Source organism: Streptomyces sp. NPDC002776 (genome assembly GCF_053592195.1).
This window is the reverse complement of the sequence record NZ_JBSFVG010000001.1, coordinates 152348-164026: the sequence shown is the minus strand read 5'-3', so window position 1 is coordinate 164026 and position 11679 is coordinate 152348. Positions and strand designations below refer to the sequence as shown.

General features: G+C 73.2%; 10 protein-coding genes. 5 read left to right on the top strand and 5 right to left on the bottom strand.

Features of this window, described 5'->3' with window-relative positions:
- Positions 1–2336, bottom strand: a 2336-nt coding sequence (locus ACWD11_RS00750; protein WP_451280476.1) for a DEAD/DEAH box helicase, incomplete at its 3' end; no start/stop codon positions are given.
- Positions 2337–2827: 491 nt separating this feature from the next.
- Between ACWD11_RS00750 and ACWD11_RS00745 the strand changes: the two genes are divergently transcribed.
- Positions 2828–3583, top strand: coding sequence for a ferritin-like fold-containing protein (locus tag ACWD11_RS00745; RefSeq protein WP_389415065.1), 756 nt, complete (start codon positions 2828–2830; stop codon positions 3581–3583).
- 74 nt (positions 3584–3657) lie between these two features.
- Here ACWD11_RS00745 and ACWD11_RS00740 read toward each other — a convergent pair whose 3' ends face one another.
- The 4 genes from ACWD11_RS00740 to ACWD11_RS00725 all read right to left on the bottom strand — a co-directional run bounded on the left by ACWD11_RS00740 (position 3658) and on the right by ACWD11_RS00725 (position 5549).
- Positions 3658–3927, bottom strand: coding sequence for a hypothetical protein (locus ACWD11_RS00740; protein WP_389415064.1), 270 nt, complete (start codon positions 3925–3927; stop codon positions 3658–3660).
- A 192-nt stretch (positions 3928–4119) separates the two neighbouring features.
- Positions 4120–4347: a DUF3107 domain-containing protein gene (locus ACWD11_RS00735; RefSeq protein WP_351979974.1), complete on the bottom strand. Its 228-nt coding sequence runs from the start codon at positions 4345–4347 to the stop codon at positions 4120–4122.
- A 135-nt stretch (positions 4348–4482) separates the two neighbouring features.
- Positions 4483–5127, bottom strand: a complete 645-nt coding sequence (locus ACWD11_RS00730) for a TetR/AcrR family transcriptional regulator (protein WP_451280474.1) — start codon at positions 5125–5127, stop codon at positions 4483–4485.
- Between the two features lie 197 nt (positions 5128–5324).
- A complete protein-coding gene (locus tag ACWD11_RS00725) occupies positions 5325–5549 on the bottom strand; it encodes a hypothetical protein (RefSeq protein WP_451280472.1) in 225 nt (74 codons plus the stop codon).
- 201 nt (positions 5550–5750) lie between these two features.
- On the opposite strand from ACWD11_RS00725, the gene ACWD11_RS00720 reads away from it, so the two are divergent.
- The 4 genes from ACWD11_RS00720 to ACWD11_RS00705 all read left to right on the top strand — a co-directional run bounded on the left by ACWD11_RS00720 (position 5751) and on the right by ACWD11_RS00705 (position 11673).
- On the top strand, positions 5751–6821 hold the full coding sequence (locus ACWD11_RS00720) for an alpha/beta fold hydrolase (RefSeq protein WP_451280470.1): 1071 nt from the start codon (positions 5751–5753) through the stop codon (positions 6819–6821).
- 7 nt (positions 6822–6828) lie between these two features.
- Positions 6829–8277, top strand: coding sequence for a DUF3152 domain-containing protein (locus ACWD11_RS00715; RefSeq protein WP_451280468.1), 1449 nt, complete (start codon positions 6829–6831; stop codon positions 8275–8277).
- Between the two features lie 190 nt (positions 8278–8467).
- Complete coding sequence (locus ACWD11_RS00710) at positions 8468–10180, top strand: DUF3492 domain-containing protein (RefSeq protein WP_451280467.1); 1713 nt, start codon at positions 8468–8470, stop codon at positions 10178–10180.
- Positions 10181–10536: 356 nt separating this feature from the next.
- Positions 10537–11673 (top strand): hypothetical protein, encoded by a 1137-nt coding sequence (locus tag ACWD11_RS00705; protein WP_451280465.1) that lies wholly within the window; start codon positions 10537–10539, stop codon positions 11671–11673.
- The last annotated feature ends 6 nt before the right edge of the window (positions 11674–11679 follow it).

Below are 11679 nucleotides of genomic sequence, written 5' to 3'. Positions count from 1 at the left end.
GCCGTCGGCTCCTCGGCGGCCTGGGCCGGGATCTCGGCCGGCTCGGCGGTCTTGCGGGTGCGGCGTGCCTTGGGCTTGGCCTCGGCGGTTTCGGCGGTGTCGACCGCGGCCTCCGCCGTAGCCGTCGCCTTGCGGGTCCGACGGGGCTTGGCCTCGGTGGCCTCCGCGGTGTCGACCGCCGCTTCCGCGGCCTTGCGGGTGCGGCGCGGGCTCGCCTCGGTGGTCGCCTCCGGCTCGGGCGCCGTGGCCGTCGCCTTGCGGGTCCGGCGGGGCTTGGCCTCGGTGGCCTCGGCGGTGTCGACCGTCGCTTCCGCCGTCTTGCGGGTCCGGCGGGGCGGGGCCGTCGGCTCCTCGGCGGTGTCGACTGCCGGCTCCGCCGCCTTGCGGGTGCGGGGCTCGGCCTCGGCCGTCTCGACCGCGGTCTCCGCCGCAGCCGTTGTCTTGCGGGTCCGGCGGGGCTTCGTCACCTCGGTCGTCTCGGCGGTGTCAACTGCGGCCTCGGCGGCTGCTGTTGCCTTGCGAGTGCGGCGGGGCTTGGCCTCGGTCGTCTCGGCGGTGTCAACTACCGCCTCTGCGGCCGCCGTTGCCTTGCGGGTCCGGCGAGCCTTCGGCTCGGTCGCCTCCGCCGTGTCGACCGCGGCCTCGGCGGCCGGCTCGGCCGTCTTGCGGGTGCGGCGGCGCGGCTTGGTGGCCTCCGGCTCGGGCGCCGTGGTCTCGGCGAGCGGTGCGGGGGTCTCCACGACCGTCTGCTCCGCCGAAGTCACCGCCGGCTGAGCGGACTTGCGAGTGCGGCGGCGACGCGGCTCGGCCGGGGTCTCGGTGGTCGCCTCCGCCGTGTCGAGCGCGGCTTCCGCCGGCTCCGCCACGGCGGACGTGGCCGGCGCCGACTCCGGCGCTGCCCCGCCGCGGGTGCGGCGACGGCGGCGCGGGGTGCGGGCCGCCGTCTCCTCGGCGGCCGGGACCGCCTCGGGAACGTCCGTGGCGGACGGGGCGGGAGCCGCGGCCGGGTCCAGGGCCGTTCCGCCGCGGGTACGGCGGCGACGGCGCGGCGTACGGGCCGGACGCTCGCGCTCGGTGGAACGGGACTCGCCCCGGCCGTCACCGCGGCCCCCTCGACCACCCCGGTCACGCGCACCGCGACCGCCGGTCTCGCCGAGGTCCTCGACCTCCTCCGCCGCCAGCCCGGCGCGCGTACGCTCCGCGCGCGGCAGGACGCCCTTGGTGCCGGCGGGGATGCTCAGCTCCTCGAAGAGGTGCGGGGACGTGGAGTACGTCTCCGGCGGGTCGTTGAACCCGAGGTCCAGCGCCTTGTTGATGAGCTGCCAGCGCGGGATGTCGTCCCAGTCGACGAGGGTGATCGCGATGCCCTTGGCGCCCGCGCGGCCGGTACGGCCGATGCGGTGCAGGTACGTCTTCTCGTCCTCGGGGGACTGGTAGTTGATGACGTGCGTGACGCCCTCGACGTCGATGCCGCGAGCGGCGACGTCGGTGCAGACGAGCACGTCCACCTTGCCGTTGCGGAAGGCGCGCAGCGCCTGCTCGCGGGCGCCCTGGCCGAGGTCGCCGTGGACCGCGCCGGAGGCGAAGCCACGCTGCTGCAACTGGTCGGCGAGGTCCGCCGCGGTCCGCTTCGTACGGCAGAAGACCATCGCGAGACCGCGGCCGTCGGCCTGCAGTATCCGCGCGACCATCTCGGGCTTGTCCATGTTGTGCGCGCGGTAGATGTACTGCGCGGTGTTCGCGACGGTCGCGCCCTCGTCGTCCGGTGCCGTGGCCCGGATGTGGGTGGGCTGCGACATGTAGCGGCGCGCGAGGCCGATGACCGCGCCCGGCATGGTCGCCGAGAACAGCATGGTCTGGCGGCGGGCCGGCAGCATGTTGATGATCTTCTCGACGTCGGGCAGGAAGCCCAGGTCGAGCATCTCGTCGGCCTCGTCGAGGACGAGCGCCTTGACGTGCTTGAGGTTGAGCTTCTTCTGGCCCGCGAGGTCCAGCAGCCGGCCCGGGGTGCCGACGATGACGTCGACGCCCTTCTTCAGGGCCTCGACCTGAGGCTCGTAGGCGCGGCCGCCGTAGATCGCGAGAACGCGGACGTTACGCACCTTGCCGGCGGTCAGCAGGTCGTTGGTGACCTGCGTGCACAGCTCGCGGGTGGGGACCACGACGAGCGCCTGCGGGGCGTCGGTGAGGTCCTCGGGCTTGGCGCGCCCGGCCTCCACGTCGGCGGGAACGGTGACGCGCTCCAGCAGCGGCAGGCCGAAGCCCAGCGTCTTGCCGGTGCCGGTCTTGGCCTGGCCGATGACGTCGGAGCCCGAGAGGGCCACGGGGAGCGTCATCTCCTGGATGGGGAAGGGGTTGATGATGCCGACGGCTTCGAGGGCCTCGGCCGTCTCGGTGAGAATCCCGAGATCGCGGAAAGTCGTAGTCAGGGTGCTGCCTCTTCTGTGTGCGCGGTGCGAGGCGAGCGCGGGGGTCTTTGACGGACCGTGCCGGGGACGTCGGCTGCCATACGGTCGGGCCGTAAGGCACGGGACCACTGCCGACGCTCTAGCGCTCGTACCGCTGAGGGTGTCCCCCCGGGAATCCGTACGCACTGTGCCGTACGGACGAGGGGCTGTCGGGTCGGAGCCGATCGGGCCACCGACCGGGCATCCTCATACGTGCGGCCTGGAGAGACAGCGTCGAATTGCGTCGACGTACTCAGCAGGCGCATTACCACCATACCCCGGAATCGCGCACATGCGATGGCCGAATTGGTCACGTAGTCGTCGTCACAGTGATTGACCAGGGACTTCCCCCGTGCGACGAGCGAGCTATTGTGCGCTGCATGACCACCTCTGACAAGCCTGACCCCGCCACGGACAGCTCGGAAGCCCCCGTCGAACACACCGGCGTCGCCGCCCAGGACTGGGCGACCGCTTCCGCCGACCCGCAGTACCGCGCCGCGGTCGTGGACCTGCTCGGCGCGCTCGCGTACGGGGAGCTGGCGGCGTTCGAACGGCTCGCGGAGGACGCCAAGCTGGCGCCGACGCTGGCGGACAAGGCGGAGCTGGCGAAGATGGCGTCGGCCGAGTTCCACCACTTCGAGCGGTTGCGCGACCGGCTGACGTCGATCGGTGAGGAGCCGACCCGGGCGATGGAGCCGTTCGTCGCCGCGCTGGACGGCTTCCACAAGCAGACGGCGCCGTCGGACTGGCTGGAGGGGCTCGTCAAGGCCTACGTCGGTGACTCGATCGCCAGCGACTTCTACCGGGAGGTCGCGGCCCGGCTCGACTCGGACACCCGGGAGCTGGTCCTCGGCGTGCTGGACGACACGGGGCACGCCGGGTTCGCGGTGGAGAAGGTGCGGGCCGCCATCGACGCCGAACCCCGCGTGGGCGGACGGCTCGCCCTGTGGGCGCGGCGCCTCATGGGCGAGGCCCTGTCGCAGTCCCAGCGGGTGGTCGCCGACCGGGACGCGCTGTCGACGATGCTGGTCGGCGGAGTGGCGGACGGGTTCGACCTCGCTGAGGTCGGCCGGATGTTCTCCCGGATCACCGAGGCGCACACGAAGCGGATGGCCGCGCTGGGCCTGGCGGCGTAGCGCTCAGGGGGCCGGTGGTTGCGCGGCTCGGCCGGGGGGCTTGCCGCGCGAATCCCCGCGCCCCTAAAGCTCGTTCACGCCGTCGCCCTGCGGCCCAGTCTTCCCCCGGACGGGCGCAGGAGCAGCGACAGGGACGCCGTGGAAACCGCGGCCGCCCCCGCCAGGATCAGCAGCAGATTCCCCAGATCCAGTGCCGTGTGCGTGACGAAGGCGCCGAAGAGGGCGCCGGCCACACCGGTCGGCAGGACCAGGGTGCGGGCGGGCAGACGGTGGGGCAGGCGGTGCGCCGCAGCCCATGCCAGGGCCAGGCCGAGGATGGCGGAGCTCAGCGCTTCCAAGAGCATGTTGGGGTCCCTCCCACATGGCCGGCCTGCTCGAAACGGTCGTAGCCCCTCATTACCCCTGACCTGCGGAATCCAATCCTCCCCTGTGTGCGGCCTGTGCTCCATTCGTGAAGGAGAGCGGGTGGGGGAGCAGTGGAGGAACGACGGAGGGCCCGGCGGTTTCGACACCGCCGGGCCCTCCTGTGCAGCTGCTTACAGCGCGCCGAAGCCCACCTTGCGGGGGGCCGGCTCGCCGAGCTCGACGTACGCGAGACGGTCGGCCGGGACGAGGACCTTGCGGCCGTGCTCGTCCACGAGGCTCAGCAGCGCCGACTTGCCGGCCAGCGCCTCGGACACCGCCTGCTCGACCTCCTCGGCGGTCTGACCGCTCTCCAGAACGATCTCGCGGGGCGCGTGCTGCACGCCGATCTTGACCTCCACGGCTATGTCCCTCCGACGGTCAGTGAAGTGCGCGACCTAACGCGCCGTACCCAGCACACATTAGCCCGGTGAGGGGACGTCCACGCTCCGCGCAAGAACGCCAGGAGCGAACAGCGGCCGGGAACATCCGGTCCCTCAGTGGTGCTGGTCGGTGCCGTGCAGCGGGAACCCCGCGATGCCCCGCCAGGCGAGCGAGGTCAGCAGCTGGACCGCCTGGTCGCGCGGGACACTGTGGTCGCTGTGCAGCCAGGAGCGGGCCACGACCTGGGCGAGGCCGCCGAGCCCGGAGGCCAGCAGCATCGACTCGGCGCGCGAGAGGCCCGTGTCCTCCGCGATGACGTCGCAGATCGCCTCCGCGCACTCATTGGTGACCTTGTCGACGCGCTCGCGGACCGCGGGCTCGTTGGTCAGGTCCGACTCGAACACCAGCCGGAAGGCGCCGCCGTCGTCCTCGACATAGGCGAAGTACGCGTCCATCGTCGCCCGTACGCGCTGCTTGTTGTCGGTCGTCGACGCGAGCGCGTGGCGCACGGACTGGATCAGGGACTCGCAGTGCTGGTCCAGCAGGGCGAGATAGAGGTCCAGCTTGCCCGGGAAGTGCTGGTAGAGCACCGGCTTGCTGACCCCGGCGCGCTCGGCGATGTCGTCCATGGCGGCCGCGTGGTAGCCCTGCGCCACGAAGACCTCCTGCGCGGCGCCCAGCAGCTGATTCCGACGGGCACGGCGCGGCAGGCGCGTACCTCGTGGGCGTGCCGCCTCTGTTTGCTCGATGGCTGTCACGCCGCCTCCCAATGTCGTCCACATGCGGTGTGCGCCGCGCCGCCATCGTACTTTTCGGTAACCCTGCTGTGCGCGGTGCGAGCGCAGAATTTCACGGACCGGACGGTGACGAAAGCCGTGCGGAAGGTTTCGAACTGGGGTGAGCGGGGCAAAAATCTGCCTCCCTCCTGTTCAGTGGCCCCTCGGGACATCGTCCGTCACCGATAGTCGTCCTCGTCGAGCGAGACGACCCGGGCCTGTTCCGCCAGGTCGGCGACGTTGGCGCGGTCCTGGGCGGCGTCGTCGAGCGGATCGTCGCGCTCGGGGGCGATGGCGGCCTGCTGCTCGGCCGCGTCGGCCACGGGGGCCTCGACGTCGAACTCCTGGCCTTCCTGGGCGTCCTCGTCCTCGAAGGTCTCGGGATCGCTGGGGTCTACGGCCATGGTGGGCTCCCTTCCTATGAACGTCCCTGAGAGAAGCAGGGGCCACACGGGTGCCCTCTGTACGAGCCTAGGAGACACCCGATTCGGACGCTATGCGATCCGTGTCCGGGCGGCAGGGCCGGCGGCCCGGGCGGAACACTGCTGCACTCTTGTGATGGCGAACACATGAACCAGTGCGTGATCGTCTCGTAACATTGCCGCATGTCTTCGACCGAGCTGCCGTCCGCCAGTCCGGCGGCCAACGTACTGCCGAAGGTGTCGCCCGTCAGGGTCGCGGAGGGCGAACGGCTGCGATCGGTCGGGCTGCCGGGCATCACGCTCACGGTGCGGTCCAGACCACCGGCGCGGACGGGACTGCCGCCCGCGTTGTTCGTGCACGGGCTCGGCGGCTCCTCCCAGAACTGGTCGGAGCTGATGCAGGTGCTGGAGGCGGACGTCGACGGCGAGGCCGTGGACCTGCCCGGCTTCGGCGACTCCCCACCGCCGGACGACGGCGACTACTCGATCACCGCCCACGCGCGGGCGGTCATCCGCTACCTCGACGCCTCGGGGCGCGGGCCCGTGCACCTCTTCGGGAACTCGCTCGGCGGCGCGATCGCCACGCGCGTCTCCGCCGTACGACCCGATCTCGTCCGTACGCTGACGCTCGTGTCCCCCGCCCTCCCGGAGCTCCGAGTCCAGCGCACCGCGGTGCCCACCGCGCTGCTCGCGCTGCCGGGCGTGGTCACCCTCTTCACCCGGCTCACCAAGGAGTGGTCCGCGGAGCAGCGAGTGCGCGGCGTCATGGGCCTTTGCTACGGCGATCCCGCGCGCGTGACCGACGAGGGGTTCCGCAACGCCGTCCAGGAGATGGAGCGGCGGCTGCAACTGCCGTACTTCTGGGACGCGATGGCGCGCTCCGCGCGCGGGATCGTCAACGCCTACACGCTCGGCGGCCAGCACGCCCTGTGGCGCCAGGCCGAGCGTGTCCTCGCCCCGACGCTCCTCATCTACGGCGGCCGGGACCAGCTCGTCGGCTACCGCATGGCCCAGCGGGCGGCCCGCGCCTTCCGCCGCTCCCGGCTGCTGACCCTGCCGGAGGCGGGGCACGTGGCGATGATGGAGTACCCGGACCTGGTGGCCCGGGCCTTCCGTGAACTCGTCGCCGACGCCGCGTCGGGGCAGGTGGCGTCCAGCGAGCCGGACGAGGGCTATGCGGCTTCGGGCGCACAGGCCCCCAACGCACCCGCCGCGCACGGTGGCGGGGCCCTGACCGAGACCTCGGGGAGCTGAGGCGCGGGTGGGACGCCACAGTCGGCGGGGGCCCGCGCCCAAGGGGGACGCGGCGGACAGAGCGGGACGGCGGGGGGCTCCCCGGGGGGCCGAGGGGACGCCGGCTCACGGGACTCCGGTGCATGGGACTCCGGCTCACGGGACGCCGGTGCGTGGGGTGCCGCGGTTCCCTGAGGGGACCCCTGCGCATGGATTTCCGCGGCTTCCTGATGGGACTCCGGCTCACGGGACGCCGGTGCATGGGGGGCCACGGTTCCCTGACGGGACTCCTGCGCATGGATTTCCGCGGCTTCCCGACGGGACCCCGGCTCATGGTGTGCCGCGCTATCCCGACGGCACGCCCGCGCATGGCGTCCCTCCGGTCCGCGGTGGACATCCCGAGCAGCGTGAAGCCGGGGGTGGCTGGGGGGAGGTGCGGAGCGGCTCCGTCCCGAGCGAGGCCGGAATACCACAGCAGCGCCCCCCGCACCTGCGGCGTGGGCCCCGCCAGGACTACGTCGACGCCTTCGACGAGGACACCGACGTCTTCACCCCCCGGACCTCCGCCGACCCGTACGCCTCGGTCACCGACTGGTCCGCCGACGTCGGCGTGCCGAGCGAGCCGGACGTCGCGCATCCGCCGCCGACCGGTGAACCCGCGTCCGGCAAGGGCTCCAGGGGGCGTGCCTTCGCCGGTATCGCGGCCGCCGCCGTCACCACCGTGCTCGCGGTCGTGGTCGCCGGGCAGGTCACGGACCGGCGCCAGGACCCCGACGTACAGGCGCAGTCCGCCACCGACCAGGCGCGGCATGCGCGGGACTCCGCCTCGCGAGGGGACGGACGGCCGACGCCGAAGGGACCGGCGGCGGCGCCGCCGCTGACGTACGAGCAGCGGATGGGCAAGACGTACCCGCTCAGCGCCACGCTCGACGGGTCGGGCGAGTTCGACGCCGTCAAGGGCATCGACAAGGCGCCCGGCATCGGGCAGAAGTTCACCTACCGCGTGGACGTGGAGAAGGGGCTCGGCCTGGACGGCGAGCTGTTCGCGCAGGCCGTGCAGAAGACGCTGAACGACGACCGGAGCTGGGCGCACAACGGCGCGCGCACCTTCGAGCGCGTCCACTCCGGCGAGCCCGACTTCGTGATCACGCTCGCCAGCCCGGGCACGACCGCGGACTGGTGTGCCAAGTCGGGCCTGGACACCACCGTGGACAACGTGTCCTGCGACTCCGCCGCCACCGAGCGCGTGATGATCAACGCCTATCGGTGGGCGCAGGGCTCGAAGACCTACGGCGACCGGATCCACGCCTACCGGCAGATGCTGATCAACCACGAGGTCGGCCACCGGCTCGGCTTCCACCACGTGACCTGCGACAAGGACGGCGATCTCGCCCCTGTCATGCAGCAGCAGACCAAGTTCCTCGACCACGACGGCATCAGCTGCCGCCCCAACCCCTGGGCTTACCCCGGCGCCTGACAGTGCGTAACGGTTCGATGTCTTAGCGCGACGGAACGCTACCCGCACAGGAAAGTTACGACCGTTCACCCCTTTTGGTGGCGCGATGGACAACCGTCCGTCGCGCCACCGCCTTGTCCGCATACGTTCGTCCCGCTGCGAGCCGCCGGGTCAACGGCGGCTCCCCTTAAGGGAGATCGGGGGTGCACTCGTGCGCATCGGACTGCTTACGGAGGGTGGCTATCCGTATGTGAGCGGTGACGCCAGGCTCTGGTGCGACCGGCTCGTGCGCGGGCTCGGGCAGCACGAGTTCGACGTCTACGCGCTCAGTCGCAGCGAGCGCCAGGAGGACGAGGGCTGGGTCCCGCTGCCGCCGCAGGTCAGGCGGGTGCGGACGGCCCCGCTGTGGAGCGCGGAGAGCGACGGGGTGGTGTACAGGCGGCGCGCGCGCCGGCGCTTCGCCGAGCACTACGGTGCGCTGGCCGCGGTGCTGTGTGCCGGAGCCGAGCCCCAGGACGGTGCGTCCGAGGGCCCGTCGGATGATGTGGCGGACCGTTTCGGCAACGCGCTGTACGGGCTCGCTGAACTGGCCCGCGACGAGGGCGGGGGCGGTCTGGCGGGCGCACTCCGCTCCGAGGCCGCCGTACGCGCCCTGGAGCGCGCCTGCCGTGCGCCGGGCGCTCTCCGCACGGCGCGCGAGGCGCGCGTCCCCGATCTGCTCAGCGTCGCCGCCCACCTGGAGCGCGCACTGCGCCCCCTCTCGCTCGACTGGTACGACGACCAAGGGCTCGGCTCGGTCGACCTGTGCCACGCCGCTTCCGGCGGCCCGGCGGCGCTGCCCGGGCTGCTCGCGCGGCACTTCTCGGGCGTACCCCTGCTGGTGACCGAGTACGGCGTGCGCCTGCGTACGCACTACCTCGCCGCCACCGACGCCCCGCCCGCCGTACGAGCGCTGCTCGCCGCCTTCCACGGCTGGCTCGCGGCCGAGATCTACGGCCGGGCCGAGATCGTCACGCCCGGCAACGCCCACGCCCGCCGCTGGCAGGAGCACTGCGGCGCCGACCGCGCCAAACTGCGCACCGTCTACCCCGGCATGGACGCCTCCCGCTTCGCTGAGGCCGGCGAGGCCCCGGAGCGCGCGGACCGGGACACGCTCGTGTGGGTCGGCCGCGTGGAGCCCGCGAAGGACCTGGTCTCCCTGCTCCACGCCTTCGCCGAGATCCGCAAGGAGGAGCCGAAGACGCGGCTACGGATCGTCGGCGCCCCGGCCGGTTCCGAGGGTGCGGCCTATCTCGGCCACTGCAAGGCGCTGGCCGCGCAGCTCTTCCCCGATGAGGCGGACGGACTGCACGCCGTCGGCGACAACCCCGTCTCCTTCGAGGAGATCGGCGGCCCCGAACTGCCCGCGCTCGCCGACGCGTACGCCGCGGGGGCCGTGACCGTGCTGTCCAGCGTCGTCGAGGGGTTCCCGATCAGTCTCGTCGAGGCCATGTTCTGCGGTCGCGCGACCGTGTCCACGGACGTGGGCGCGGTGACGGAGGTCATCGGTGGCACCGGGCTCGTTGTCCCGCCGCGCAACCCCAGGGCGCTCGCCGAGGCGTGCGTGGCGCTGCTGCGCGAGCCCGAGCGGCGTGAGCGCCTGGGCGCCGCCGCACGCGCGCGTGCCCTCGAACTGTTCACGGTCGAGCAGAACATCGCGGCATTTCACGGCATTTACCTGGAGATCGTCGCGCGCTGTCCGGTCCGCCGCGTCGTCCTCGACGAGACCGGCGAACCCCTGCCGTTCGCCGTCCCGGCCGAGGCCCATGTCCCCGGCCGCTGGAACGGCCCCGCCGCACGGCTCGGGGCCCGCGGCGGACCCGGCTGGGCGGCGGGACCGCCCGTCCGGGCGACCGCGCGGGTGGCCGCGGAGGGGGCGCGATGACCGGGCTCGGCGGACTGGACCGCCCCGGGAGACCGACCAGCCCGGGAGGCTGGGACGCACGGTCGCGGGACTCGCTGGGGGCGGGGACGGATGTGCGGGGGGTATCGGAACCGGGCGTGGCGGGGGGCGATGGGCTGAGGAGCGGCGTGGCTGGGTCCGGTGTGCTCGGGACTGGCGTGGCTGGGTCCGATGTGCTGGGAAGCGGCGTACCGGGGACCGGCGTGCTCGATACCGGCGTACCGGCAGCCGATGTGCTGGGAAGCGGCGTACCGGGGACCGGCGTGCTCGATACCGGCGTACCGGCAGCCGATGTGCTGGAAGCCGGCGTGCTGGAAACCGATGCCTTGGAAACCGGAGTGCCGGAAGTCGGGGAGATCGGCTCGGCGCCCGTGTCGGAGCGCCGCTCCCGCCGCACCGGCGTCGATCCCGTCAAGGCGCTGATGCACCGGCACCGCGAGCTGTGCGAACGGGCCGTGGACCCGCTGGAGATCGCCGCGGGCCTGGAGGCGCACGGCGTCACCGACCGCACCGCGGCACGCTTCCGTCACCGGGACGTCTTCTCCCTGGCCGAGGAGATGTACGCGCGCATGCCCCGCGACGGGGACGCGCCGGCGCGCCTCACGACCCCGAGCACCCCCCGGGTCCGGGCCGACTGGGTCGTCCTCGCGCTGCTCCCCGGGGCGTTGTGCGCGGCAGCGGTGACCGCCCTGCGGCTCGCCGAGGGTCAGGCGCGCCTGATCGTCGCCGTCGTGGGCGTCCTGGCCGTGGCCGTGGTGCTGCGCGTCGCCGTGTCCCGCGGCCCGCTGCGGGTCGCCGACCGCACCCAGCGCCCCACCGCGGCGTGGATGTGCTGGCTGACCGGCTACGCGGCCCTCGGCGACGGACTGCTCGGCGCGGCCCTCGCCGACGGCCCCGCGACCCTGCCCACCGGCTCCCCGGACGGCGCCTGGCCGCTGGCCGTCACCGGTGTCCTCGCCCTCACGCTCTCCTTCGCCCCCGCGGCCTGGTGCGCCCACCTCTTCACCGTCCGCGCCCGCCGCAGACTCGCGGCCAGCCGGGGCCTGGAGGAGTACGCCACCTCCGTACAGCCCCTGCTCCTCGGCACGTTCGCCCTGTACCTGGCCTCCCTCACCGCCCTCGCGGCCCTGACCGGCGCCGCCCTGGACGAGCCCGCGGCCCATCCCCACGTCCTCACGCTGGGCGCCCTCCTGCTGCTCGCCCGGCTCCTCGCCGCCCACGGCTTCACCCACGCCCCCGCGGTGGTCCTCGGCGCCGCCGCGACCGCCGAGGCGCTGGCCCTCGCCTCGGTGTTCCTCGCCCGCCTCCCCGGCTGCGGCTTCCTGGCCACCCCCGTGGAGTCCCTCGCCACGGCCTGGGGACCGGGCGCCGTCCCCGCGCTCGTCTGCGGCGCGGGCGCCCTGACCCTGCTCATCCACTCCTCCCGCACCCTGACCCGGGCCTCGGCCCACGCCACGCCGGACGCGCCGTGCTGACGCGCC